Source organism: Paracoccus subflavus (assembly GCF_004310345.1).
GTDB classification, from domain to species: Bacteria; Pseudomonadota; Alphaproteobacteria; order Rhodobacterales; family Rhodobacteraceae; genus Paracoccus; species Paracoccus subflavus.
Genome location: NZ_SISK01000002.1, coordinates 322,142 through 346,712, shown reverse-complemented (window position 1 = coordinate 346,712; position 24,571 = coordinate 322,142). Strand labels below are relative to the sequence as shown.

The window sequence follows — 24,571 nt, the reverse complement described above, 5'->3', positions numbered from 1 at the left end:
TCTTCTTCTTGCCCCGCCGCGCGTCAGTAGCGCCCGACGAGCAATCCTCCGTCCACGACCACGACCTGTCCGGTCATGTATCGGGCGCCGTTGGATGCTAGGAACAGAACGACGTCGGCGACGTCCTCGGGTTCGCCGATCCGTCCTATGGGGATGAACTCGCCGGCTTTGGCCGCCCCTTCGGGACCGAGCGAATTCTCTTTCGACAGAAGCTGCGCGGTGCGGATGTAGCCCGGCGCCACGCCGTTCACGCGGATGCCGTCGCGCGCCAGTTCGACCGCAAGCCCGCGCACGAGGCCCACGACCCCCGCCTTGGCGGCGGAGTAGTGGACGTGTTCGTACCAGCCATAGGCGACGCCCATTATGGAGGAGAGCGCGATGACCGAACCCTTCCGGCGCGACTTCATCCCAGCCAGCGCGGGGCGGATGACGCGGAAGATGCCCTTCAGGTCGATGTCGAAGGTGTGGTCCCACTTCTCGTCCGTCAAGGCGGGCAGCGGCACCTTGTGGGCGATGCCTGCATTGGCGACGATCACGTCGATGCCGCCGCGTTCGGCTTCGATCCGGGCGACCAGCGCGTCGGCGGCCTCGGTCGAGCGGACGTCGAGGCGGTGGTATTCGGCACTGCCGCCCGCGGCCCTGATCTCGTCCACGCAGGATTGGCCTTCGGCATCCAGCACGTCGGTGACGACGACATGGTAGCCTGCGGCGGCGAAGGCCTTCGCGCTTGCGCGGCCGATGCCGATGCCGGCGCCGGTGATGAGGCAGGTTTCGGTCATAGCATCACATCTCCGGAATTAGGGCCCAGCGTCTGGCCGACGAACAGCGACGCGCCGGGGGAGCAGAGGAAGGACACAGTCGCCGCCACCTCTTCGGGTTCGCCGAAGCGGCCCAGCGGCAGTTCGGCGGCCTTGGCGCGCTGCCAGTCCTCGGACAGGCTGCGCACGAGGGGGGTGTTGATCGGGCCGGGGGCGACCGCATTGACGCGCACGCCCTGCGACGACACCTCGCGCGCAAGCGCCTTGGTCAGGCCGATGATCCCGGCCTTGGCGGCGGAGTAATGGACAAGCTCCACCCCGCCGATCTGGCCGAGTTGCGAGGCGATGTTGACCACGACGCCCGCGCGGCGCGCCAGCATTCCGCCCATCACCGCCTGCGTGCAGAGGAAGGTGCCGCGCAGGTGGACCGCGATCATGCGGTCGAAATCGGCGGGCGTCAGGGTTTCGAACCGGCCCTGCTGGACATGGCCCGCGTTGTTGACCAGATGCGTGACCGGTCCAAAGGCGGCTTCTGTCGCCGCGACGATGGCGGCCACGTCCGCCTCGTCCGAGACGTCGCCGTCGCAGCTTTTTCCATGGGCGCCGATTTCGGCCGCGACGGCGGCGGCGGCGGCGGCGCGGAAGTCGTTGACCATCACGCGGTAGCCGTCCGCCGCGAGGCGCAGCGCGATGGCCCGCCCGATGCCCGACCCCGCGCCGGTGACGATGACCGTTCCGGCGCTGGTCATTCGATGTCCTCCTGCATCGCCATCTTCTTGGCGCGGCGCACGGACATAGCCATCAGGATGCCGTAGACCGACAAGAGCGCGAAGGAGAAGAGCGTGGTCAGCACCCCGAAGGCGAAGATGTTGGGGTGGATCTCGACCGCGAAGGTGCCGTAGATTGCCAAGGGCAGCGTCTGGTCGCGTCCCGAGGCAAAGAGCGTGCGGGGGAATTCATCCAGCGACAGCGTGAAGGCGAAGAGCATCGCAGACAGCACGCCCGGGAAGATCAGCGGGAAGGTCACCTTGCGGAAGGTCGTCCAGGGATCGACGCCCAGCGACCAGGACGCCTCCTCGACCGACGAGTCGAAGCGGTTCAGGATCGCGAGCATCACGAGGAAGGCGAAAGGGAAAGTATAGGCGACATGGGTCGCGAAGGCGGTCGTGTACCAGTGCCGTTCGATCCCAATGATGTTGTTGGCCAGCAGCGACACGCCCAGCCCCGTCAGCACCCCCGGCACCATCATGCCCAGCACGATAAGGTAGAAGACGGCGCCCGATCCCTTGAACTTGCGCCGGAAGGCCTGCGCCGACATCACGCCCAGCACGGTCGAGACGACCATGGTCATGAAGGCCAGCGTGAGCGAGCGCAGCAGCGCCTCGCCGAAGGGCAGCGGCGCGATGCGCGAGGGCGGGGTCAGGCCGAAGATGTGACGGTACCAGTAGGTGGACCATTCGATGATCGGGAATTGCGGCCCGCCCTCCGGCCCCTGCTGGAAGGAGATGATCGTCAGCACCACGAAGGGGCCGTAGAGGAACAGAAGGAATAGCGCGACGTAAAGGCCGAGCGCGGGTTTCAGGATACGCGATTCCATGGATCAGAGCTCCCGCTTCAGGTCGACGATGCGCAGGAAGCCCGCGATCACAAAGCCCATCACGATGGTTAGGATCACCCCCACGACCGAGGCCATGGCCCATTTCAGCGAACCGACCTGCGTGATGATGATGTTGCCCAGAAGATTCACCTTGCGGCCCGAGAGAGCGCCCGAGGTCGCGAATTCGCCCAGCACCATGACAGAGACGAAGATGGCGCCAACGACGACGCCCGGAAGCGACAGTGGGAAGATGATCTTCCAGAAGATGCGGCCGAAGCCCGCGCCTAGATCGCGCGCCGCCTCGATGATGTTGCGGTCGATCCGGCTCAGCATGAAGGCGATGGGGCCGACCATAAACACGCAGTAGATCTGCGTCATGCCGATGATGACCGAGAGTTCGGTGAACAGCAGCACCTCGATCGGCTGCTGGATGATGCCCAGCTTCTGCAGGACGATGTTGATCGCGCCTTCCTTGCCCAGCATCGGGCGCCAGGCCAGCACGCGGATCAGGAACGAGGTCCAGAAGGGAATGACGCAGATCACCAGAAGGATCGTGGAAAGCGTCTTGGACTTGATGAAGAGCCCGACGAAGAGCGCGGTCGGATAACCCACGACAAAGGTGCAGGCCAGCACGATCAGCCAGATGCGGATCGTCGTCCAGAGCGCGCCGGTATAGGTGTCGGACGAGAAGAAGAGCTTCCAGCTGGCCAGCGTCGGCTCGGGCGAGATGTTGAAGGTCGTCTGCGTCCAGAACGAGACATAGACGATCATTAGGATCGGCAGCACGAGGAAGAGCGACATCCAGATGATACCGGGCGCCAGTAGCCAGCGGGTGGTGCGCGACTGGCGCTTTTCGATGGTCACGGTTCCGCTCATCACGCCACCTCGCGGCCGAAGACGATGGCCTGTTCGGGATTCCAGGTCAGCAGGTAGTCCTGCCGGGGTTCAAAGGTCTGCGGCGCGCCGAGGCTGAGATGGTGCTCCATCTCAATCACGTGGCCGTCGCCGGCTTCGAAGAAGTTCATCACCGAGGAGCCGAGATATTCGGAAGCGACGAAGCGCGCGCGGATCGCGGGGCCCGAGACGGGCGCCGACGGATCGACCGCCTGCATGCGGTCGTAGCGGACGGCATAGATGTCGCGGTCGGAGCGGACGGCATGGGCGGCCGGCACGGCGCCGAAGGGGCCGGTGAAGGTGCCCTTCGCCAACTTGCCCTCGAACAGGTTGAAACGGTTCAGGAAGTGGGCCACGTCCGGTGAAGCGGGGCTGCCGTAGACTTCGCCGGGGGTCCCGATCTGGATGATGCGGCCGCGGTCCAGCACGACCACGCGATCGCCCATAGCAAGCGCCTCGGTCTCGCTGCCCGTGACGTGCACGAAGGTCACGCCCAGCCGTTCGCGGATCGCGCGCAATTCGTTGCGCATCCGCCCGCGCAGGTTGGCGTCGAGCGCGCCGAGCGGTTCATCCAGCAGCACGAGCTTGGGCTGCATGGTCAGCGTGCGGGCAAGGGCCACGCGCTGGCGCTGCCCGCCCGAGATCTGGTCGACACCGCGGCCTTGCATGCCCGACAGGCCCACGATTTCGATCATCTCGAGGCTGCGACGCTCGATCTCGGCCGCGTTGAGGCCGGATTTGCCATGGGTCAGGCCAAAGCTCACGTTCTGGATGACCGAGAGGTGGGGAAAGAGGGCGAAGTTCTGAAAGACGAAGCCGATGCCGCGTTCATGCGCGGGCAGGTTCGTGATGTCCTTGCCGTTAAAGAAGACGCGCCCCGCCTCGGGCGCCTCGAAGCCCGCGATGACACGCAAGAGCGTCGTCTTGCCCGAACCGGACGGCCCAAGGAACGAGATGTACTCGTTCTCGCCCGCGTCGAGCGTTGCATTGTCCAGCGCGACCAAATCGCCATAGCGCTTGGTGACGCCGTCCAGTCTGAAGACCGACGTGTCCAAATCTACCTCACCCGTGGTGCGGGGCCGCATTCGAGGCCGCCCCTTTGTTCCTAGGTCTTTCCAGTTACAGCCGGACGCCGAGTCGTTCGCTTTGCAAAAACTGTACTTCGTATAACACAGCTAGTTTCCCTACCTGTCAACGACATAACAAATTGCGCGTTACGGTATAATTTCAGCAATAAAAGGCATTAACGCGCCAAAAAATGCGGCACCCCGCAAAGCCGCGCGGCGGAAAGTTTATACATCAGTACGCAATATTCGTTTTACTGCGGGCTAAGATAAGGGGCAAAGGCACCCGCTTTGGGGATGACGGCCACGATCTTCATGCGCGCCAGATAGCGCCGCGCCGTAATCGACAGGTGATCCCGAAGATATTCGCAAGCAGAATCAATTGGATGGCGGGAAATTAAGTCAAAGAGGGTCTGGTATTGCTCGATCGTGTCCTCGTCCCTCGGCAGGCCGAGACGGATCAGCGCCCGGTCCACCGCCGACAGAAGCAGGCGGTTACTGCGGATCATCTCGACCAGCGCTGTGTTTGGTGCCTGCGCGATGCAATGTTCAAGCAGCGCGTCGCCTAGTTCCTCGGGTGTGATCGTGGGATCGTGACCGATCCGGTCCAGGAACGCCTCCACCTCGGCATAACGGATATGCGGGGCGGCAAGGCGCAGGGCGGCGGGTTCGATGATGCCGCGCAGTTCGAACTTCTCGCGCACCGTTCGCGCGGTGAGGGGGCCGGCGATCCAGTGCGATGTCGGGCTTTTCCGAATCAGCCCGCGTTCCTGCAGGCGCGCCAGCACGTCGCGCACGACCGTGCGGCTGACGCCCAGATGTTCGGCTAGCTCGGTTTCCACGATTCGGAATTCGCCGAAGATCTGGCAGGAGGCGACCTCTTCCTCCACCTCGTCATAGACATGGCGCCATGTGTTGCGGGTCTGCAGCGCGTCGTCGACAAGGGGCGGGATGGTCAGGTCGAAGTCACGGATGTCGCGGCGCAGCGGGACGATGCCGTTGCCGCCACGCCCCACGAGATAGCCCCGCCCGTCAAAGCGGTGGACAAGCCCTTCGTCCAGCAACTGCCTGAGCGCCGTCTGCACCGGCATGCGGCTGGTCTGCATCACGGCGGCGATCGGCCCCTCCAGCAGGACGAAACCGTCGGGCAGTGTGCCGGAGTGGATGTTGTCGCGCAGCACACGGGCGATCAGTTCGTAGCGCGGTTCCTGCGCCAGCGGATTGGACGAGCGGATCATGCCTCCACCCCTTCCGTGACGCGGCGGACGAAGCGGTCCCATGCGCGGGCGGCGTAGTTGTATTCGTCCATGACCGTGTTCCAGATCACGATCCGGCGGGCGCGGTCGGTATAGGGCCCCCCTGCCCTGCGGCTGCCCGCGGGCACGACGATGTCACCGTCGGGTCCGGCCAGATCGCGCGCGGCGGGGGCGCCGTCATACCAGTAAGCCCATTCCTCGGCGGACAGGTAATCGCGCGCTCGCGAGGGGTTCGAGATGTAGTAGCCCTGCCGCGCCATGACCGCACCGGCAAATCCCGAAAGCCACCAGTTGAGATATTCGTAGGCCATGTCGAGTTCGGCGCCCTGCAGGTGGTACGACAGGCTCGCCCCGCCATGCCAGGCGCGGTAGCCTTCGACGGGCGCCGCCTCGATGAAATGCGATCCGGCCCCGCGGAGCTTGCCATAGACGGGCGACCACATGCTCTGAACCGCGACGCTGCCCTGTTCGACCAGCATCGCCGCCTCGTCACCGCCGCGCCATGTGCCGCAGAAGAACCCCTCGACGCGCTTGCGTTCCAGAAGCTTCATCAGCGCGCTGATCTCGTCGATCGTCATGTTGCCGATATCGGCGAATTCCAGTTCGCCCGAGGCTTCCGCCGCAAGGGCCGCATCGAAGAAGCCGATGGCGGGTTCATCGACGAGCGCGATGCGCCCTTTGGCGCGGCGGTCCAGAAGCCATCCCCAGCTTGGCCGCGCATCCAGCCCCGCGCCGAAGACGCGCGCGTCATAGCCGAAGCTGTCCATGTTGTGGACGGTGGGCAGCATGCTGACATGGCGCGACGGCTTCGATCCCAGAAACCCGCCGGGCTGGATGTACAGTTTCTTGACCGGCGCGTCGCCCCGCCCTCGGCCGGCATATTTCGACACGCCGCCCAGCTTCACCAGGTCCGAGATGTTGTCCCATTCCCGAATGCGCGCGATTTCAATGGGTTGCAGCGCCCCCCAGAACCAGACGATGTCGAGGTTGTGAAAGCACTGTTCATAGACGTCGTAGCCCTGCGGCTCCATCGCTGCCTGACGCTGGCAGTCAAGGAAATTGAGTTCCGTGAAGTCGATGTCGAAGCCCAGATCGGCCCGCGCGCGTTCGCGCACCGGGGGCAGCAGCGTGATGGAGGTCCCCAACACTCGAAGCCGCCGCCGTTTCACAGTCGGCGGCGCGGCATGCTGCGTCTGGTCTGCGGTAATGTACATCGTCCCTCGCATGTGTCGGGCACGGGCGGACGGTCGCCCGCGCCTGTGTCACACCTGCCGTCAGGCCAATCCCGCAGCGATACCGTCCAGCACCTTGCGGCGATCGGCCCGCGCGGCCAACGCCTCTTCCATCGTGACCTTTACGAACCGGGTGGGCGTGTGCGGCTGCAACTGCCCGATCAGGTCCATGTCGGCCGAGATGACTGTCCCAACCATGAAATAGCCGCCACCGGAGACGGCGTCACGATGCAAGACGATGGGTTCGGTCCCGCCGGGCACCTGCACCGATCCGTAGGGGTAGCAGGCGTCGACGATGTTCGAAGGGTCGGACCCCGCGCCGAAGGGCTGTTCGCGTGGCACGAATTCCAGCGGGTGACCCGCCTTGAAGCGGTAGCCGATCCGGTCCGCCTCGGGCGCGACCTTCCACGTGTCCTCGAAGAAGCGTTCCCCCGCGGCTTCGGTGATGCGGTGCCAGTAGAGGCCGGGAAGCATGCGCAGTTCGGCGGGCATCCCGTGCTTGCGGCGCAGCCCATCGGGCAGGGTGCGGCCTTCGGCGGCGCCCCTGCCCTGCCCGACCGGCAGGACATCGCCCGCGTCCAGCTTGCGGCCGTGATGGCCCCCCAGCGCGCCCAGCGTGTAGGTCGAGCGCGACCCCAGCACGACCGGCACGTCGATCCCGCCTGAGACGGCGATGTAGGCCCGCGCTCCGGACTTGAGGAAGCCGAAGGACAGGACCTGCCCCTTCTTCACGCGGAAGGATGTCCATGTGGCCTGTTCCACGCCGTCCACCTTGGGCGGCATGTCGGCGCCCGTCACGGCGACGGTTGCGTCGACGGTGAATTCCAGTTCCGGCCCCATAAACACGGCTTCCAGCACCGCATCCCCCGCCGTGTTGCCCACTAGCAAGTTCGCGGCGGCGAGTGAGAGCATGTCCATCCCGCCCGAGGTGGGGATGCCGATGTGGTAAAAGCCGGGACGGCCGAGGTCCTGCACGGTGGTCGACAGGCCCGCCTTGATGACGTTAATGGCCATTGAGCGCCTCCAGGATGCGGGCGTTGGTGCCGTCGATGTCGGCCTGGAATTCCGAAAGCGAGAAGGTGACCGGCGCGATGCGCGGCATCCAGCGACCGGCATCGACCTCGGCCACGGTGTGGTCGTATTCGGCGTGGTCGATCGGCTTCCACTTCACGATGTCGCCCGGCTTGAACAGGCACATGAAGTCACGCAGGTAGGGAACGGTCTGGGTCGGGTCGTAGATGGGCATCGGCGTGATGCCGAACATCTGGTAGCCGCCCGCGCCGCGCACCGAATAGATGCAGCCGAAGCAGCCGCCATGGCCCACCGTCAGGCGTGGCGTGTCGGTGCGGGGGCGCAGGTATTTCGGCGACTGGATCTGCCGCTTGCGTTCGACCATCTGGTAGAGGAAGGGCAGACCCGCGACAAAGCCCACCATCGACACGAACCAAGGCGCGCCGGAATGGGTGGCGACGAAGCCGTCGACCCCATCCAGATTATTGATCCGCGCGGTGTATTCGATGTCGGTCGAGGTCGGGTCTTGATGGCGTTCGCGGAAGCGCTGGCCCGTCTCGTGCGTCCAGGGGTCATTGTAGAACACCGGCACCTCGATGATCCGCGTCTCGAGCGTCGATGGCGCGGCCTGCGCCGCAGCCTCGAGCTTCTTCAATTCCGATAGCATCGCCTCGGGTGCGATTACGTCGGGGTCGAAGCGCACCTGGAAGGAGGCGTTGGCGGGGCAGATCTCGGTTACGCCCTTTATCTGCGCCTCGCGCAGGGCGGTGGTGATCGACATGCCCTTGAAGAAGGCTTCGAGGGACATCTCCTCGTCGCATTCCACGAAGATGTGCTCGTCGCCACCGAAGGAGTATCTGGTCTTCATTCCGTGGTCTCCTCTGTGCCAAGCCGGTGGGCGTTCTGGTCAAGCCAGGGCTCCAGCCAGCGGGTATGGAAGGCGGCCGCGGCGACGTCGGGATCGCGTGCCAGAAGCTGGTGCAGGGGTTTGGTCGTGGGCAGTCCGTCGACAGCCAGTTCGCGCAGCGCGCGGGCCATGCGGGCGATGGCGGCGGGGCGGTCCTCGTCCCAGACGATCAGCTTGCCCAGAAGCGAGTCGTAGAAGGGCGGCACCGTGTAGCCCTGATAGAGCATGGTGTCGAAGCGCACCCCCATCCCGCCGGGAACGGCAAGGCCGGTGATCGTGCCGGGCGCGGGCTGGAAGTTGCGGGCGGGGTCTTCAGCGTTGATCCTGACCTCGATCGCGTGGCCGCGCAGCGCGATGTCCTCTTGCCGGTAGCGAAGGGGTTCGCCCCCCGCGATGCGGATCATCTCGCGCACCAGATCGATGCCGGTCACCATCTCGGTCACAGGATGTTCGACCTGGATGCGGGTGTTCATCTCGATGAAGTAGAAATGACCAGAGGCATCGTCATAGAGGTATTCAAGCGTTCCCGCCCCGCGGTAGCCCACCGTCTTGGCCAGGGCCACGGCGGAGGCGCAGAGTTTTTCGCGCAGCGCCTGCGGCAGCACGGCAGAGGGCGCCTCCTCCCAGACCTTCTGGCGGCGGCGTTGCAGCGAACATTCGCGTTCGAAGCAATGCACCGCGCGGGTGCCGTCGCCAAGGATCTGTACCTCGATATGGCGGGCGCGTTCGATCACCTTTTCCAGATAGAGCCCGCCATCGCCGAAGGCGGCCCTCGCCTCGGCGCTGGCCTGCGGCATCAGGCGTTCGAATTCCTCCATGTCATGGGCGATGCGGATGCCGCGCCCGCCCCCGCCCGCAACGGCCTTGATCATCACGGGAAACCCGATGGCCAGCGCGATGGTGCGAGCGTGTTCGGGTTCATCCACCCGCCCGTCAGAGCCGGGCACGACCGGGACCCCCGCCCCTTCGGCGGCAATGCGCGCGGCGACCTTGTCACCCATCACGCGGATCGCGTCACCCTTGGGGCCGACCCAGACCATCCCCGCCGCTTCCACGGCATCTGCGAAATCCGCATTCTCGGCCAGAAAGCCGTAACCGGGATGCACCGCATCCGCGCCGGTCGCCCGCGCGGCATCAAGGATCGCAACCACGTTCAGGTAGGATTTCGACGCCGCCGGCGGCCCGATCAGGACCGCCTCGTCGGCCAGACGCACGGCAAGGCTATCGGCATCCGCCGCGCTGTGGACCTGCACGGTGCGGATGCCCAGTTCACGCGCGGCACGGATGATCCTGACCGCGATCTCGCCCCGGTTCGCTATCAGAAGTTTCCGGATTGCCATCTTCAGGCCAGATCCACCAGCGGCTGGCCCGCCATCACCGGTTCCTCGTCATCGGCCGGAAATCCGGTGATTCTGCCTGCCTGATCGGCCACGACCTCGTTGAAGGATTTCATCACCTCGATCAGGCCGATGACATCGCCCACGGCCACGCTGTCGCCCACCTCCTTGAAGGCGGGTTTATCAGGGGTAGGCTTGCGGTAGAAGGTGCCGGGCAACGGCGAAAGGATTTGCTTGGTCATTGGATCTCCCCAGTCTTTTTTCCGTTTTGTCAGGCTCTGACCGCGGCGCGCACGGCTGCCGCGACGGCGACCGCGTTCGGGGTGTCGGAATGTACGCAGATGGCATCGGCACGCACTGGCACGTCGACGCCGCCCACGCTGCGCACCTTGCCGTCGCGCATGGCGCGCAGGCAGGCGGCAGCGGCGGCGTCAGGGTCGGTCGCGGCATGTTCGCGGGTGATGATCAATCCGCCCTGATCGTTGTAGTCGAGATCGGCGTAGAATTCCGACACGAAGGCATGCCCGCGCGCGGTGTAGACCTGTTCATGCAGCGTCCCCGCCATGCCGAACAGCGGCACGCGGAAGATGTCGGCCACATCTGCGACGGCATGGGCCACCTCTTCCAGCCGCGCGGCCATGCCGTAAAGCGACCCGTGCGGCTTGATGTGGTTCAACTCCATCCCTTCGGCCTGAAGGAAGCCCTTCAGCGCGCCAATCTGGTAGATCATGCAGTTGAGCAGTTCGTCGCGGCCGATCTTCATCTCGCGTCGCCCGAAGCCCTGCAGGTCGGGAAGCGAGGGATGCGCCCCCACCTTGACCCCGTGACGCTTGGCCAGTTGCACGGTGCGCCGCATGTGGTTGAAATCCGAGGCGTGGAAACCGCAGGCGACGTTCGCCACGTCGATCAGCGGCATCAGCCCCTCGTCATCGCCGATGCGGTAAAGACCGAAGCCTTCGCCCATGTCGCAGTTGATGATGGTCATGCCTTGCCCCCCTCAGCCCGCATGATCGAGAACATAAACGCCCGACGGCGCCAGTTCGGCCGTCCAGCCGGGTTCGATCACGATGGTGGTCGTCACTTCCTCGATCACGGCGGGGCCGACGATCCGGTCGCCTGCCCCCAGCAACTCGCCCGAATACACCGGCGTCCGGCGTTCCGCGCCTTCGGCCGAGAAGATCATCCCGCGCGTGCCAAAAAGCGCGGCATCCGCGCCCTTGCCCGGCGCGATCAACATGCGGCGCGGCTTCTCGACCCGGCCCGAGATCGCGCTTTCGACGTTCACCACCTCGACCATACTGCCGGGTTCTGAATAGGTGTAAAGCTCTTTGTGGCGGGCATGGAAGGCGGCTTTCAGACGTTCTAGCGCCGCCTCGTCCAGGGGGAAGGGGTCGACGTCCACGGTGCATTCATGCACCTGCCCGACATAGCGCATGTCTAGGCTGCGGCGGATGGTGATCCGGTCCTCGATGAAGCCGTCGCCCTTGAGGTCAGCGGTGCCTCGCGCCTCGAGCCCGCGGAAGAGACCGTCGAGCCGTTCGGCCGCCGCCGCTCCTTCCAGACGCACGGGCGCCGGGGCGATGTAGTTGTATTTGACGTCCGAGATGATCTGCCCATAGGCACAAAGCCCCGAGGCGAGCTTCGACACGAGGACGCGACGGATGCCCATCTCGCGCGCAAGCGCCGTGATGTGCGCGCCCGTGGCGCCGCCCGCGCAGTTCAGCACGAAGTCGCGCGGATCGTAGCCCCGTTCTACAGACACACGGCGGATGGCGTTGACCATGTTGTTGTTGACGATCGTGAACATGCCGTAGGCGGCCTGTTCGACCGTCAGGCCCAGCGGCTTGGCAAGGTGGGTGTCGATCGCCGCGCGGGCCTTTGAGACATCCAGCGGCAGGCGCCCGCCGACCAGACCGCCGGGGTTCAGATAGCCCAGCACGAGGTTCGCATCCGTCGTGGTGGGCTTGTCGCCCCCTTGGTCATAGCAGGCGGGGCCGGGTTCCGACCCTGCCGATTGCGGACCCATCTGCAACAGGCCCATGCTGTCGATCCAGCCGATCGAACCGCCGCCCGCACCCAGCGTTTCCACCTGGATCATCGGGATACCGATGCGGTAGCGCAGGAAATCGATGTTCTTCGACACATTGGCCCGCCCGTCGCGCGTCAGCGTGATGTCGAAGGAGGTGCCGCCCATGTCGACGGTGATGATGTTCTGCAAGTCCCACGGCTCGCCGATATAGAGCGCGGCCTGCGGGGCCGAGGCGGGGCCGGAGTTGATCGCATAGACCGACTGGTCGCTGACCACCGACCCCAGCGCAAGCCCGCCGTTCGACTGGAAGTAGCGCACCGGGTTCTTGGCGCCGAGGCTGCGGAAATAGCCGTCCACCGCCTCGACATAGCGCGACAGGATGGGGGCGAGGTAGGCGTTCACCACGGCGGTGGAGGTGCGGGTATATTCGCGCACCTGCGGGTAAAGCTGGCTGCCCACCGTCAGGCGCACGCCGGGCATCATCTCGCGCACGATTTCGGCGGCGCGGGCTTCGTGTTCGGCATGCAGCACCGACCAGACGAAGCTGATGGCAACGGATTCCACCCCTTCGCGCAGGAAATGGTGGCAGGCGTCGCGGACGTCCTCTTCGTGCAGGGGGGTGTGGACGGCGCCGGTCGACACCACGCGTTCGCGCACGCCGTGGCGCAGGTAGCGCGGCACCAGCATCCGCGCGGGCGGATATTCGGGATCGTAGCGGTAGCCGTCTTCCTTGTGGCCAAGGCGGATCTCGATACTGTCCTCGTGGCCTGCCGTGGCAATCAGGCCGGTGCGCGCGCCCTTGTGCTGGATCAGGGCGTTCAGGCCGACGGTGGTGCCGTTGATGCACAGATCGGCGTTCGACACGATGTCATGCGCCTTGATGCCGGTCTCTTCTTCGATCAGGGCAAGGCCGTTGCGGATGGCCTGCGTCGGGTCCTGCGGGGTGGACAGGGCCTTGAAGATGCGCACTTCGCCCGCACGGTCGGCAAGGATGAAGTCCGTGAAAGTGCCGCCGGCGTCGATGCCCAGACGATATTGGTTCGGCATGATGGTCTTCCTGTTAGTCCGGGGGTCAGGCGGCGGTGGCGCGCAGCTTGGCGGTGGCGGCGGCATCGACGGCAAGGCTGTCGCGGTCGGTGATGACCACGCCGTAATCCAGCCGCGCCCCCTCGAGGCTGACGAGGCCGTTGCGCACATCCTCGACCACCTTCTGCACGTCACGTTCGAACGGGTTGCCGTAGCCGCCCCCGCCCGGGTTCTTGTTCGCCGCGCGTTCGCCCGGCTGGATCGTCTCGATCATGTTGTCGGTGATGATCTTGGTCGTACCGTTGCGGGTCACTTCCAGACGGCCGACCTTCTTTTCCACCATCGTCGACTTCGCGCCCGCCGCGCCCATGGCGGGGATGCGGCGGCCTTCGCCGAAGGTGATCAGCGTCATGGGCGTGTCCAGCGGCTCCACCTCCCAGCAGGTGCCGGACCCGCCGCGGTTCTTGCCCGCGCCGCCGCTGTCTTCCATCAGCGAATAGCGGTGGATGATAATGGGATAGCTGTGTTCCAGCATCTCGATATCGCCCGAGGTCAGCGCGCCGAAGCAGCATTCCGGGCCGACCGCGTGCCAGCCGTCGGCCTGCGCCGTGGCCCCCGCCCCCGAGATGATGGAGGCCAGCACCATCGTCACGTACTCCTCGTCATGCCGCTTGTCCCAGCCCGCGATGTTGCAGCCGTTGGCATGGCCCCAGCTGGCCGACACCTTGGCGGGCGCGGCCTGTTCGAAGGCCAGACGCACGGCATCGGTCAGCGTCTCCATCGGGGTGGTGGTGCAGTTCATGTGCGGCGCGGGCGACTTCGCGTTGCAGAGCGTGCCCTTCGGCCCCATGTCGGTGGTCACGCAGCGATAGAGCCCCTCGTTGTAGGGGGGCGGCAGCTGGGCGAACATCATCAGCCCCAGATAGACGCCGGAATGGCTGTTTCCTTCGTAGCTGTTGATGAAATAGGGGATCTGCGGCGGGCTGTTGATGGCGATGTGGCAGCCGTCGCCGTTGATGGTGACGGTGGCCGTGATCTCGAAATCGCCGTAGCCGTGGCCGGCATCTTCAAGGATCGCGGTGCCGGTATAGGTGCCGTCGGGAACCTGTGCGATCAGGCTGCGCATGTGGTGTTCGGCCATGTCCAGCAGCTCGGCGATGCAGTCCTGCACGACCGTCGTGCCATATTTGTCCATCAGCCGCTTTAGGTTGCGCGCGCCGACCTGGCAGGCGCCGATCAGGGCGTTGAAGTCACCTTCCTGATCGCGCCGCGCGCGCATGTTCGACAGCAGCAGGTTCATCACGTCGTTGCGCGGCTTGCCCTTGTCCCAGATCTTTACCGGCGGGATGCGCAGGCCTTCGGCGTAGATCTCGGTGGCGTTGGGGTTGTAGCCTGCGGGAACCGGCCCGCCAATATCGGTCAGGTGGCCCTTGCAGACCGTCCAGAAGACCAGCTCGCCCTCATAGAAGACGGGCATGTACATGCAGGTGTCGATGATGTGCGACCCGCCATAGGACGGATCGTTGTGCAGCATCAGGTCGCCGTCGTGGATGTCGCCCTCGAAATAGTGCGCGACAGACTTCATCGCGGGGATCAGGCTGCCCAGGTGGATGGGGATGTCCTGCCCTTGCAGGATCATCTCGGGCGTATGGTTGAACAGCGCCGTCGAATAGTCATGCGCCAGATTGAATACCGACGACCGCGCGGTCTGTTCCAGCGCCAGCGTCATTTCCCGCTGGGTGGTCTCCAGCACCCCGCGCACGACGGAAAGCGTGATCGGATCGACGTTTCGCTTGGCCATGCCAACCTCCGTGTTGGGACGGGCGGACGACACGGGAAAACGGCCCCGCGAAAGAGCAGGGGATGTCCGTTACGATTACTCCCCGTGTCGGCCGAATCCCGGCCTTGTCACTGTTCTGTGAAGAAAGGTTGACGTGCCGCTGGCGCCCCGTCTTGTCATCCAGCGCGCAACGCTTTGTCAGCGCGCGCGACGGCGGTCGAAAATTCGCGCAGCCAGCGCGCGCAGGCATATCTGTCATGCATTGCGGAATTGACTCTCGGCCAGCAAAGACGATCATTGCATCCCGATGCACTCGGAATCTTTCCCGAACGGATAGGTCCAGTCGATGAACAGCAGGCTGCGCAGCACGGACAGACTGCCCGCGTCGGCCCGCGCCGGCCACTGGAATGCTGTCATCGCGGAAGCCTATTTCCCGCTGGACCTGACCTTTCGCGACGCAGCCCGTTTCGAAGGGCAGCTGGAACTGGGCAGCGTGGGCGATGTGTCGCTGTCGCGGCTGCGGACGGAACCGGTGCAATACGAACGCCACCGCCACCACATTTCCGGCGCGACGCAAGAGGAATACCTGATCACCATCCCGCGCCAGTCGCCGGTCGATTTCCGCCAGTTGGGGCGCGAGGTGTGCTGCGATCCGGGCGGGTTCATCCTGGAACGCGGGGACGAACCTTACCGCTTTTTCTATTCCGCCGCGAACGACCTGTGCGTGCTGAAGGTGGCCAAGCCGGTATTGGCCACGAAGCTGCGCAACCCAGACCGCTATTGCGCGCTGGTCTTCAACGGGCGCGAAGGGATCGGGTCGCTGTTCACCACGATGGCGCAGCAGATCCAGAAGCATGGCGCCAGCGATCCCATCAGCGGGGCGGTGCTGGGACGGCATCTGGTGGAGCTTCTGGCGCTGGCGCTGGACCGCACCAGCGACGTCGACACAGGCGCCGGATCGTCGGTGCGCGAGGCCCATCGCCGCCGGGCCGAGGCGGTGATCCTGAAAGACCTGTCCAACCCCGACCTGTCGCCTGAAACCATCGCTGAGGCGGTGGGGATTTCCAAACGCTACCTGCACGAACTGTTTGCCGAGGTGAACAGCACCGTTTCTCAATATGTGCGCGAGCAGCGCCTGCGCGCGGCGCGCGACCTGATGATGATGCCGAACCTGGGGCAAATGTCGGATATTGCATACAGGTTTGGCTTTTCCGATCAGGCGCAATTCTCGCGCCTGTTCAAGGCAATGTTCGGACAGACCCCGTCGGGCTTCCGCGCAGAGGTGCTGTCGAAATCGCAGGGCTGATGCAGGGGGCGGTCAGCCCGTCGCGCGCCCCGACATGGTGACCGGCCTGCCGGCGCGCGCCACCCACAGCGCCAGCGCGTCGTCGTCGTGACGGGCCTGAACCTCGGCCGTCTGGCCGACGATCAGGGGCGACAGGCCGCGATCGGAACAGACCTGCGGCACGCGGCCCAGCACGCGAGCGGCAAGGTTCATCATCGCCACCGCCTGCAACGGCCCGTGGACGACCAGCCCATCCTAGCCTTCGACCTGCCGCGCGTAATCGGCATCGTAAAGGATGCGGTGCCCGTTGAAGGTCATGGCCGAAAACCGGAACAGCCGCACCGGATCGGACACCAGCGGCAACGCGGCGACGGGTGGACCAAGATCGGGCTTGGGCGGATAGGCGGGCGGCGCCTCGCCCGGCACGGGATCGGCCCGATAGACCAGATCCTGCCGTTCGCTGAGGCAGGCACGCCCGTCCATGCTGTACTCATGCCGGACCGAAATGAAGATCAGCGCGCCGGTCGATCCCGACTTCTCCTCGATCCGTTCGATCCGACTGTCGCGCTTCACCTCGTCCTCCGGCTGGAAGGGGACAGGAAGCGGACCTCGCCGCCCGCCCACATCCGGCGCGCCAACGGCAAGGCGGGCAGGGTAATGCCAAGGCGCGGCCGCCCGTCGCGGTCCAGATCGGCGGGCGGCAGGGCATCGGGGGACAGCGCCCAGAACAGGCCGAGCGGCACCTCTGCCTCGGCCAGAAGGTCCGGGTAAGGTGGCGCGGAACTGGTCGATCAGCCGCGCCGAAAGCCGGTCCCGCCACTGGAAACCGCGCCCGATCCAGTCGGAATATCCTGCCATCCCCAGCCCACCTTACGGAACCGGCCATTCGGGATCGACCAGTCCCATCGGATAGGCATGGCCGTAATCGAGCGGCGGCTGGATCACATACTTGCGGTCGAAGGGCAGCCACGGATAGGGCGCGCCCGACCGCACGATGTAGGCCCAGTCGGGATGCGCAAAGATGGGCCGCCCGATCGCCACCATGTCGGCCGCGCCCGACACCAGCGCCGCTTCGGCCTGCGGGCCGTCCTCGATCCCGCCATTGGTGATGACGGGCTTGCCCGAGGCGCGCTTCAGCACGGTGGGCATCGGCGTCGGATCATCGGCGAAACGGTTGTCGCGATAGTTGAAGCTGGCCCAATGCAGCGCGTCAAAGGCGCTGTCGGAAAGCGCCTTGCCCACCGCCTCGGCATAGGCGGTGCCGCCCGGCCATGCGCCGGTGAAATCGTCGACCCCGTCCTGCGACAGGCGCAGCACGATCAGCTTGTCGGGTCCGATGGCGGCGCGGATCTTTTCGCCCACCAGCCGCGCGAAGCGGACGTTGTTTTCCGGGCTGCCGCCGAATTGGTCGGTGCGCAGGTTGGTCTTGGGGGTGATGAACTGCCACAGCAGATAGCCGTTGGCGCCATGCACCTCGACCCCGTCTGCCCCGGCCTCCACGGCGCGGCGGGCGCCTTCGGCAAAGCCGTCGGCGACGGCGTGGATTTCCTCGACCGTCAGGGCACGGGCGGGCGGGAAGGTGACCTTCGGCCAGTCGCCCTTTATGTTGCGGATGCCTTTTTCATAGTCGTTATCAGTGTAAAGCGTCCAACCCCCGCTTTGTGTGGCCGAGGCGCTGACCGGCGGTTGACCGCCCAGAACGCGCGGATCGGACACGCGACCGCCGTGCATCAGCTGGATGATGATCTTGGCGCCGTTGTCGTGGACCGCGTCGCAGACCCGCCGCCAGCCCGCCACATGCGCCGCATTGGCGATGCCGGGTTGCGACAGATAGGCCTTGGACTGGAAGGCATCCTGTTCATAGGTGCCTTCGGTCACGATCAGCCCCAGCCCGCCCCGCGCGCGGCGGGCGTAATAGGCGACCATCTCGTCGGTCGGTGTGCCGTCGGCATCGGCCATTTGGCGCGTCAGCGGCGCCATCGCGATGCGGTTGTGCACGGTCAGCGGACCCAGCTTGATCGGTGAAAACAGTGTCGGAAAGGCTTCGCTCATTGGTGGTTCCCCCTTGTTGTTCGGCCCGTTACAGACGCCCGTCCCAGACGCCTGACCGGACCAGTTCTGAAATCTTGCTGCGGATCAACTTGACCACCGCCTTGGTTACAGGTGCCGCCGCGCGGTGCGGCGCGTGGGCAAGGATCAGTTCGCGGCTGATCAGCGGATCGGTGATGCGCTGCGCGATCAGCCGACCCTCGGTCACTTCCTGCTTTACTGCGGCCAGCGGCAGTACGGTGCGCAAGCCCCCGGTGCGGACAAGGTCGTAGATGGTGGGAAGAGTCTCCACCTCCATCGCGACGTTCAGCGTCACGCCAGCGCGGGCGGCGGCATCCTCGACCAGCACGCGCAGGCCGTGCGGCACGCCGAGAAGCACCAGCTCCTCGGTGGCAAGGTCGGCCATCCGCACGCTGTCCGCCCCGCCCACGCGCGGTGCATCAAGGGCAGAGATCAGGAACATGTCCTCGAACAGCAGGTGTTCGGCACCCAGCAGCGCGCTGGCCTTCATTTTGTAAAGCACGGCAAGGTCGACCTTGCCCGCCGCCAGCCAATCCGCGACATGGCCGCTGAACCCTTCCAGCACGCGCATGCGGATGCGGGGATGGTCGGTCCTGATCTGGCGCAGAAGCGGGGCCAGCAGCACCAGCCCGACCGAAGGCGGCACGGCCAGCTTGACCGTGCCGTCCAGTTCACCTGCGGCGCGGCGCATCTCCTGACGCAGGCTTTCGCGCTGGGCCAGCATTGCGCGCGCCGCGGTCAGGAAGGTTTCACCTGCCTCTGTCAGCACCACGCCGCGCCCGTTGCGGTAGAACAGCGCGGTGCCCATCTCTGTCTCGATGTCGCGCACCCGACGGCTAAGCGCCGATTGCGCGACATTGTTCTGCAGGGCGGATTTCGTGAAGCTGCCGGTTTCGGCAATGCTGACGAAATATTGCAGATCGACGAATTCCATCCGCCCGGTTCCTTGATCTGTGACCGTCAGGCCGCCCGCATCGTGGCGCGAAGCGCCTCGGTTGCGGGCAGGTCGAGGCCCCACTTGTACCCGTTGGACACGGGCGCCAGCACGACGCCATAGACTTCGAGCGCGTGCTCGGGCGTGATGAACTCGTCGAGCAGGTCATCCAGCACCTTGGCGGGATCGCGCTCCAGCGGGTTGCCGAAGCCGCCGCCGCAGGGCGACAGGTAGCTGACCACATCCCCCAGTTCCGCCCGCATGCCCGAGAATTTGGCATAGACGTCGCGGGGTTCCTCGGCCCGGGCCGCGTTGTGGATGCGGACCCGCGCGGGAATGCCATCCTGCCCGCCGAAGATGCCCCAGGGCGCATCCTCGTTGCGGTCGCTTTCATGGGTCATGAAGCCGGGCGTCAGGAAGCGCTGCGATTTCACCACACCCATGCCGCCACGATACTTGCCCGCGCCGGGAAAGACGTCGTCGCGGATCTCGTAGCGGTCGCAGATCATCGGCAGATGCATGCCAAGATCTTCAAGCGGGTTGTTGCGGGTGTTGCGCATCAGCTCTTCGATCGTGTCGGGCCCATCAGAGTTCGGGCGCCCGCCCATCGCGGCCTCGTTCACCTCGATCAGCACCCAGTAATCGCCCGTCTCGCGGACGCCGGAATAGCTGGCGAAGGACAGGCAGGCCGCATTGCCCGCAGTGCATTTGTCGGGCAGCACCGGCGCCAGCGCCTTGATGATCAGGTCGACGACGCGCTGGATCTGGTTGAAGCGCGCCTCGCAGGCGGCGGGCGGGATCGGGTTGAAGATCGACCCGAGCGGCGCCGTCACCTTGACAGGGCGGAAGGACCCCTCGTTCTGCGGGATGTATTCCTGATTGGTGTAGGTATCCAGCAGCAGTGCCCGGAAGGCGAAGTAGCAGGCGACCTTGGTCGATCCTTCGAACGGCACGTTGAAGGCGGTGGGAACCTGCGGCGACGATCCGGTCAAGTCCACCTCGACGTCGTCGCCGCGCACGCGGACGGTGACCTTGATCGGCAAGCGCACGTCACGGGTGCGCCCGTCATCATCCATGAAGCCTTCGGCGGTGTAGTCGCCGTCGGGGATCTTCGCGATCTCACGCCGCAGCATGTGTTCGGAATAGTCCATCAGTTGCTTCGACGCCTGTTCCACCGTGTCGCGACCATAGGTGTCCATCAGCTCGCAATAAAGCTTCACGCCCAGTTCGGCGGCGGCGATCTGCGCTTCGAGGTCGCGCATCACCAGCCCCGGAACGCGGGTATTGCCGCTGATGTAGCGCCAGAGCGTCTCGTTCCGCTTGCCAGCCTCGTAAAGCTTCAGCCCGTTCAGAAGCATCCCTTCGGCAAAGACGTCGGGCACGTCGATGATCAGGCCTGGAGTCGCGGCGCCGATGTCCAGATGGTGCGCCGTGTTGGCCGAGAAACCGACCAGTTCGCCGTGATAGAAGATCGGCATGACGATGCCGATGTCGGGCGAATGGCTGGCTCCATAATAGGGGTGGTTGTGGATCACCACATCGCCCGGCTTCCAGTCGGTCTTCGGGATGTTCTTCTCGATCCCGTGCAGGTAGCCGGGGATCGACCCGATGTGCATGGGCGTGGAATCGCTTTCGCAAAGCGTGTTGTAGTCAAGGTCGAACAGACCCGCGCCAAGGTCTTGGCTTTCGCGGATGATCGAAGAATAGGACATGCGATACAGCACGTTGCCCATCTGTTCGGCGATAGCATGCAGCGCGCCGCCGATGACTTGCAGGGTGATGGGATCGATTTCCTTGGCCATTCCTCAGCCCTCCTGTCCGACGCGGGCGATCACCAGATCGCCGAGTTTTATCACCGTGGCGGCATAGCCCGGCGGCACGATGGTGGTGGAATTCTGCTGCACGATCACCGCAGGACCGACGACGACATCCTGCGCGCGCAGCTTCATGCGGTCGAAGCGCGCGGTCTGCACCGTCTCGCCATCGTCAAAGGTTGTCGGGCGGGCATAAAGCGCGGCTTCCGATGGGTTGCGGCGGCCGCCCTTTTCCAGCAACGGCAGCGCCAGCGTGTCCGAAGACGACGAGCCGATCACCCGCAGCGTGACCATCTGCACGGCCTGATCTTCAAAGGCGTGGCCGTATTCGGTACGGTGGACGGCGAAGAAGCGCCGCGCCATTTCCTGCGCGCTGCCCGCAGTAAAGGGCCCGTGCGGGACCGCGACACGCAGTTCGAACCCCTGCCCGACATAGCGGCATTCCGCCACCCGTTCGAAGCGTTGGCGGTCGGGCGGGATGCCATCGGCCGCCAGTTGCGCCGCAGCCTCGGCCTGAAGCCGGTCGAAGACGGCGTTCACCGCCTCCAGTTCCGCCTTGCCGGCCGATTGCAGGATCGCCAGCGACGACTGGGTGAATTCATAGCGCGGTTCGGTGACCAGAAGCCCCATCGCCGCCGTGATCCCCGGATGCAGCGGCGAGATCACGTTCTTGGCGGCAATCATCTGCCCCAGTGCCACGCCGTGCAGCGGGCCCGCCCCGCCAAAGGCCATCAGGCTGTAGTTGCGCGGGTCGATGCCGCGCGCCACCGAGTTGGAGGCGATGGCCAGCGACATATTGTTGTTGATGATCTTCAACACGCCAAGCGCGGCTTCCTTGACCGACATGCCCAGCGGTTCGGCCAGATGGGTGCGGATCGCCTGTTCCGACAGGGCCGGGTCGATGGCCAGACCGCCGCCGAGGAAATGTTCGGGGTCAAGCCGCCCCAGCACCACCTGCGCGTCGGTGACCGTGGGCTGGGTGCCGCCCTTGCCATAGCAGGCAGGCCCCGGCTCGGCGCCTGCCGATTTCGGGCCGACGCGGAAGGCGCCGCCGCTGTCGACATAGGCGATGGACCCGCCACCCGCACCGATCGCGTCGATGTCGATCATCGGCACGAGCACGGGCAGATGCGCCACTTCGGTGTCGCGCGGATTCTTGATCGTCAGCGCCCCGTCGCGGATCACGCTGATGTCGGCCGAGGTGCCGCCGATGTCGATGGTGATGATGTCGCGCTGGTCGCAGGCCTCGCCCGTCCAGCGGCCGCCGATCACGCCGCCCGCCGGACCCGACAGCAGCAGACCCACCGGGTTGCGGCTGGCCTGTTCGATGGTGCTGACGCCGCCGTTCGACTGCATGATGCGGACATAGGCGTTCACGCCCGCCTCTCTGAGCCGCGCCTTCAGGTTGTCGAGGTACCGTTTCGTGCGCGGGCCGATATAAGCGTTCATCGCCGCGGTCGAGAAACGTTCGTATTCGCGGATCGTGTTGACCACCTCGGACGAGGCGCAGATGAAGGCACCGGGCATCACGCGGCGCACGATCTCGGCCGCGCGCAGTTCGTGATCGTTGTTCAGGAACGAGAAGAGGAAGCCGATCACCACCGCTTCCAACCCACGTTCGGCGAAGAGTTCCGCCGCCTGTTCGACCTGATCCTCGGCCAGGCGGGTTTCGATCCGGCCATCGGGCGGCAGGATGCGTTCATCCACGACGATCCGGTTGCGACGCTTGATCAGCGGCGCACTTTGCCACGGCACGTCGAATTGCAGCGAAAAGTTGTGCGGGCGCTTGTGGCGGCCCATGTGCAGGATGTCGCGGAAGCCCTTGGTGGTGATCATCCCTACCTCGGCCCCGTTGCGTTCGATCACGATGTTGGTCGCGACCGTCGTGCCGTGGAACAGCGCGTCGATCTGGCCGGGCTGCACGTCCGCGATGGCGCAGAGTTCGACCACGCCCCGCACAACGCCGACCGACTGGTCCCCGATGGTCGAGGAAACCTTGTGCGTGAAGACGCGCCTGCGCCCGCCCGTATCGACCTGTTCCAGTACGAGATCGGTGAATGTGCCACCGACGTCAACTCCTACACGTATCATCTTGCTCTCCCTGTTCCGGCCGGTTAGCGGCACTTGGATCTGACCGCGACGCCACGCGGCGGGCAGATCCTCTTGCTGGATTGAGACATGACCGATGCCCAACTCAAAGAGAATTTTGCATACAGTCTTTGCCCGGCATGACCCACCCGACGATCCCCGCAGAAAGGAATGGTGAGAAAATTTTCCTTAAATTACCAATCATTGAATGCGTCACTATGCTTCTGGCGCAGGTCTGTCGGAATATTCATGCCGGAAACAGATAGCTGGTTTAACTTTGCTGCTCTTCAGCGCACAAGATGCAGTCATGATCCGTCCGTCTCAGGCAGCAGGATCGCCCTCTCACGTTCGACGATCAGGCCGTAATGTCCCGGCCTCCGGTGGCGGGCAAAGTTGAAGATCGTCTCCTTGTAGATGCGCCCCATGTCTAGGTCGCATTTCGCGGTGATCACCTCGTCCTCCATCGTCATCCGCCGGCAGGGCTAGACGGCAAATTTCGAATATATCAAAAGCCCTACAACCTCTGCCATCGTTGTACAGGAGTGGGAAAAGCCATGGACATTCGAACGTCGCGCAGCCTAAATGAGCACTCGGGGCGGCACGAGACCGGGACAGATCCACTTGCAATTACTGCTTTGTCCAGATCGCCTCATGTCCAAGCTTTGCAGCCACCTGACCAAGTTTGTCGTGCAGAAGGCGCATATCGTCGGCTCCTATGCTGCTCCGGCCCGCAATCAACTGACTACCGTCAATGTTTGCAAAAACCGGCATCCGCGCGAGGTTGAGGGCAGACAGTAGATGATCGGCATGACCAGAGGGGTCTGCCACGACATCTTCGATTCGCAGTTCGGTCAGGGATAGTCCCAAGGTTGCATAGAGGCCACGAACCGCGAACCATTGCTCGTAGTAGCTTTGCATCCAAGATGCAGCCGATGACAAAGTATTTGGGGCCCCAGTCTTGCGCCATCAGGGACCATGCCGTTGCCCTGGGATCGCGGATCACATGCACGCACCATGGAAGACCCACAAAATCCGCCAGAAATTGTGGTGCCAAGAGATTGTGCGGTGTTTTTTCCAGGAAATGCGTTGCCCCTGGATTGCAGGCCATGCCCAAATACGCAAGGTCGAAGAAAAAGCAGCGCGCTGCGTCACGATACGCGGCCCGCTTCAGGGGCAACCCCACCCCTTCGGGGGCGATTAGCTTGTAGAAACGCTCAAGCGCGCGATTGACGCCTGAATAGACGCCCGGGCCTGCCAATAATGGTTGGTCGAAGCCACCATTGCGCAATTGGTTCATCAGTGTTCGAAATCGCGCGAGCCCTACCCATGCCCGGTTGGGAGAGAAAGTTTCGCACAACACCCAGCCCAAATCGACCAGACCGTCGCGCTCGAACAGGATTTTCAGTTCCACGCCGGGAAATGTTGCGATTGCAGGATGCGCACCGAGAGCAGCGGCCAGATAGGTGGTTCCCGACCGGCCTGGCATTGC

At 64.8% G+C, this 24,571-nt stretch carries 23 protein-coding genes; 1 reads left to right on the top strand and 22 read right to left on the bottom strand.

Annotated elements, in window-relative coordinates; translation table 11 throughout:
* Positions 1-23: 23 nt before the first annotated feature.
* From EYE42_RS04830 to capB, 14 genes are all read right to left on the bottom strand, one after another.
* Entirely contained in the window at positions 24-779 is a 756-nt protein-coding gene (locus EYE42_RS04830; protein ID WP_130990173.1) for an SDR family NAD(P)-dependent oxidoreductase, read from the bottom strand.
* Positions 776-1,507, bottom strand: a complete 732-nt coding sequence (locus EYE42_RS04825) for an SDR family NAD(P)-dependent oxidoreductase (RefSeq protein WP_130990172.1) — start codon at positions 1,505-1,507, stop codon at positions 776-778. Before EYE42_RS04825 ends, EYE42_RS04830 begins: the two co-directional genes overlap by 4 nt.
* A complete protein-coding gene (locus EYE42_RS04820; protein WP_130990171.1) occupies positions 1,504-2,355 on the bottom strand; it encodes an ABC transporter permease in 852 nt (283 codons plus the stop codon). Before EYE42_RS04820 ends, EYE42_RS04825 begins: the two co-directional genes overlap by 4 nt.
* A 3-nt stretch (positions 2,356-2,358) precedes the next feature.
* The gene (locus tag EYE42_RS04815) at positions 2,359-3,231 is read right to left on the bottom strand and encodes an ABC transporter permease (RefSeq protein ID WP_130990170.1); all 873 of its coding nucleotides are present in this window, start codon (positions 3,229-3,231) and stop codon (positions 2,359-2,361) included.
* Positions 3,231-4,334 carry an ABC transporter ATP-binding protein gene (locus EYE42_RS04810; protein WP_130990169.1) on the bottom strand — a complete coding sequence of 368 codons (1,104 nt, stop codon included), beginning with the start codon at positions 4,332-4,334 and terminating at the stop codon, positions 3,231-3,233. The genes EYE42_RS04815 and EYE42_RS04810 overlap by 1 nt, the downstream gene beginning before the upstream one ends.
* Before the next feature lie 233 nt (positions 4,335-4,567).
* Complete coding sequence (locus tag EYE42_RS04805; protein WP_130990168.1) at positions 4,568-5,551, bottom strand: GntR family transcriptional regulator; 984 nt, start codon at positions 5,549-5,551, stop codon at positions 4,568-4,570.
* Positions 5,548-6,717 (bottom strand): ABC transporter substrate-binding protein, encoded by a 1,170-nt coding sequence (locus tag EYE42_RS04800; RefSeq protein WP_246020581.1) that lies wholly within the window; start codon positions 6,715-6,717, stop codon positions 5,548-5,550. The genes EYE42_RS04805 and EYE42_RS04800 overlap by 4 nt, the downstream gene beginning before the upstream one ends.
* Before the next feature lie 126 nt (positions 6,718-6,843).
* Entirely contained in the window at positions 6,844-7,815 is a 972-nt protein-coding gene (locus EYE42_RS04795; RefSeq protein ID WP_130990166.1) for a 5-oxoprolinase subunit C family protein, read from the bottom strand.
* On the bottom strand, positions 7,805-8,680 hold the full coding sequence (locus tag EYE42_RS04790) for a 5-oxoprolinase subunit B family protein (protein WP_130990165.1): 876 nt from the start codon (positions 8,678-8,680) through the stop codon (positions 7,805-7,807). The genes EYE42_RS04795 and EYE42_RS04790 overlap by 11 nt, the downstream gene beginning before the upstream one ends.
* Complete coding sequence (locus tag EYE42_RS04785; protein ID WP_130990164.1) at positions 8,677-10,059, bottom strand: acetyl-CoA carboxylase biotin carboxylase subunit; 1,383 nt, start codon at positions 10,057-10,059, stop codon at positions 8,677-8,679. Before EYE42_RS04785 ends, EYE42_RS04790 begins: the two co-directional genes overlap by 4 nt.
* A gap of 2 nt (positions 10,060-10,061) precedes the next feature.
* A complete protein-coding gene (locus EYE42_RS04780; protein ID WP_130990163.1) occupies positions 10,062-10,298 on the bottom strand; it encodes an acetyl-CoA carboxylase in 237 nt (78 codons plus the stop codon).
* Between the two features lie 29 nt (positions 10,299-10,327).
* Positions 10,328-11,041 (bottom strand): 5-oxoprolinase subunit PxpA, encoded by a 714-nt coding sequence (pxpA, locus tag EYE42_RS04775; protein WP_130990162.1) that lies wholly within the window; start codon positions 11,039-11,041, stop codon positions 10,328-10,330.
* Between the two features lie 12 nt (positions 11,042-11,053).
* Positions 11,054-13,132, bottom strand: coding sequence for a caprolactamase subunit alpha (capA, locus tag EYE42_RS04770; protein ID WP_130990161.1), 2,079 nt, complete (start codon positions 13,130-13,132; stop codon positions 11,054-11,056).
* 25 nt (positions 13,133-13,157) lie between these two features.
* Positions 13,158-14,912, bottom strand: coding sequence for a caprolactamase subunit beta (gene capB, locus EYE42_RS04765; RefSeq protein WP_130990160.1), 1,755 nt, complete (start codon positions 14,910-14,912; stop codon positions 13,158-13,160).
* Positions 14,913-15,237: 325 nt separating this feature from the next.
* On the opposite strand from capB, the gene EYE42_RS04760 reads away from it, so the two are divergent.
* On the top strand, positions 15,238-16,197 hold the full coding sequence (locus EYE42_RS04760) for an AraC-like ligand-binding domain-containing protein (RefSeq protein ID WP_130990159.1): 960 nt from the start codon (positions 15,238-15,240) through the stop codon (positions 16,195-16,197).
* A 12-nt stretch (positions 16,198-16,209) separates the two neighbouring features.
* On the opposite strand, the gene EYE42_RS04755 is transcribed toward EYE42_RS04760, so the two are convergent.
* From EYE42_RS04755 to EYE42_RS04725, 8 genes are all read right to left on the bottom strand, one after another.
* Positions 16,210-16,392 (bottom strand): hypothetical protein, encoded by a 183-nt coding sequence (locus EYE42_RS04755; protein WP_130990158.1) that lies wholly within the window; start codon positions 16,390-16,392, stop codon positions 16,210-16,212.
* A 39-nt stretch (positions 16,393-16,431) separates the two neighbouring features.
* Positions 16,432-16,749 carry an HTD2 family dehydratase gene (locus tag EYE42_RS04750; RefSeq protein WP_130990157.1) on the bottom strand — a complete coding sequence of 106 codons (318 nt, stop codon included), beginning with the start codon at positions 16,747-16,749 and terminating at the stop codon, positions 16,432-16,434.
* Positions 16,750-17,046: 297 nt separating this feature from the next.
* A complete protein-coding gene (locus EYE42_RS04745) occupies positions 17,047-18,228 on the bottom strand; it encodes an oxidoreductase (protein ID WP_130990156.1) in 1,182 nt (393 codons plus the stop codon).
* Between the two features lie 28 nt (positions 18,229-18,256).
* A complete protein-coding gene (locus EYE42_RS04740) occupies positions 18,257-19,180 on the bottom strand; it encodes a LysR family transcriptional regulator (protein WP_130990155.1) in 924 nt (307 codons plus the stop codon).
* Between the two features lie 26 nt (positions 19,181-19,206).
* Positions 19,207-20,982 carry a hydantoinase B/oxoprolinase family protein gene (locus tag EYE42_RS04735; RefSeq protein WP_130990154.1) on the bottom strand — a complete coding sequence of 592 codons (1,776 nt, stop codon included), beginning with the start codon at positions 20,980-20,982 and terminating at the stop codon, positions 19,207-19,209.
* A gap of 3 nt (positions 20,983-20,985) precedes the next feature.
* Positions 20,986-23,085, bottom strand: coding sequence for a hydantoinase/oxoprolinase family protein (locus EYE42_RS04730; RefSeq protein ID WP_130990153.1), 2,100 nt, complete (start codon positions 23,083-23,085; stop codon positions 20,986-20,988).
* 302 nt (positions 23,086-23,387) lie between these two features.
* The gene (locus EYE42_RS15935) at positions 23,388-23,552 is read right to left on the bottom strand and encodes a hypothetical protein (RefSeq protein ID WP_211657893.1); all 165 of its coding nucleotides are present in this window, start codon (positions 23,550-23,552) and stop codon (positions 23,388-23,390) included.
* Between the two features lie 278 nt (positions 23,553-23,830).
* Entirely contained in the window at positions 23,831-24,568 is a 738-nt protein-coding gene (locus tag EYE42_RS04725; RefSeq protein ID WP_130990152.1) for a hypothetical protein, read from the bottom strand.
* Positions 24,569-24,571 lie beyond the last annotated feature (3 nt).

What these genes read in the sequence shown, in the direction of transcription:
- EYE42_RS04735 (WP_130990154.1), bottom strand. Translation starts at nt 20,982, where the DNA reads ATGGCCAAGGAAATCGATCCCATCACCCTGCAAGTCATCGGCGGCGCG.
- capB (WP_130990160.1), bottom strand. Translation starts at nt 14,912, where the DNA reads ATGGCCAAGCGAAACGTCGATCCGATCACGCTTTCCGTCGTGCGCGGG.
- EYE42_RS04830 (WP_130990173.1), bottom strand. Translation starts at nt 779, where the DNA reads ATGACCGAAACCTGCCTCATCACCGGCGCCGGCATCGGCATCGGCCGC.
- EYE42_RS04780 (WP_130990163.1), bottom strand. Translation starts at nt 10,298, where the DNA reads ATGACCAAGCAAATCCTTTCGCCGTTGCCCGGCACCTTCTACCGCAAG.
- EYE42_RS04785 (WP_130990164.1), bottom strand. Translation starts at nt 10,059, where the DNA reads ATGGCAATCCGGAAACTTCTGATAGCGAACCGGGGCGAGATCGCGGTC.
- EYE42_RS04790 (WP_130990165.1), bottom strand. Translation starts at nt 8,680, where the DNA reads ATGAAGACCAGATACTCCTTCGGTGGCGACGAGCACATCTTCGTGGAA.
- EYE42_RS04825 (WP_130990172.1), bottom strand. Translation starts at nt 1,507, where the DNA reads ATGACCAGCGCCGGAACGGTCATCGTCACCGGCGCGGGGTCGGGCATC.
- EYE42_RS04740 (WP_130990155.1), bottom strand. Translation starts at nt 19,180, where the DNA reads ATGGAATTCGTCGATCTGCAATATTTCGTCAGCATTGCCGAAACCGGC.
- capA (WP_130990161.1), bottom strand. Translation starts at nt 13,132, where the DNA reads ATGCCGAACCAATATCGTCTGGGCATCGACGCCGGCGGCACTTTCACG.
- EYE42_RS04725 (WP_130990152.1), bottom strand. Translation starts at nt 24,568, where the DNA reads ATGCCAGGCCGGTCGGGAACCACCTATCTGGCCGCTGCTCTCGGTGCG.
- EYE42_RS04755 (WP_130990158.1), bottom strand. Translation starts at nt 16,392, where the DNA reads ATGATGAACCTTGCCGCTCGCGTGCTGGGCCGCGTGCCGCAGGTCTGT.
- EYE42_RS04810 (WP_130990169.1), bottom strand. Translation starts at nt 4,334, where the DNA reads ATGCGGCCCCGCACCACGGGTGAGGTAGATTTGGACACGTCGGTCTTC.
- EYE42_RS04795 (WP_130990166.1), bottom strand. Translation starts at nt 7,815, where the DNA reads ATGGCCATTAACGTCATCAAGGCGGGCCTGTCGACCACCGTGCAGGAC.
- EYE42_RS04820 (WP_130990171.1), bottom strand. Translation starts at nt 2,355, where the DNA reads ATGGAATCGCGTATCCTGAAACCCGCGCTCGGCCTTTACGTCGCGCTA.
- pxpA (WP_130990162.1), bottom strand. Translation starts at nt 11,041, where the DNA reads ATGACCATCATCAACTGCGACATGGGCGAAGGCTTCGGTCTTTACCGC.
- EYE42_RS04805 (WP_130990168.1), bottom strand. Translation starts at nt 5,551, where the DNA reads ATGATCCGCTCGTCCAATCCGCTGGCGCAGGAACCGCGCTACGAACTG.
- EYE42_RS04815 (WP_130990170.1), bottom strand. Translation starts at nt 3,231, where the DNA reads ATGAGCGGAACCGTGACCATCGAAAAGCGCCAGTCGCGCACCACCCGC.
- EYE42_RS04730 (WP_130990153.1), bottom strand. Translation starts at nt 23,085, where the DNA reads ATGATACGTGTAGGAGTTGACGTCGGTGGCACATTCACCGATCTCGTA.
- EYE42_RS15935 (WP_211657893.1), bottom strand. Translation starts at nt 23,552, where the DNA reads ATGACGATGGAGGACGAGGTGATCACCGCGAAATGCGACCTAGACATG.
- EYE42_RS04760 (WP_130990159.1), top strand. Translation starts at nt 15,238, where the DNA reads ATGAACAGCAGGCTGCGCAGCACGGACAGACTGCCCGCGTCGGCCCGC.
- EYE42_RS04745 (WP_130990156.1), bottom strand. Translation starts at nt 18,228, where the DNA reads ATGAGCGAAGCCTTTCCGACACTGTTTTCACCGATCAAGCTGGGTCCG.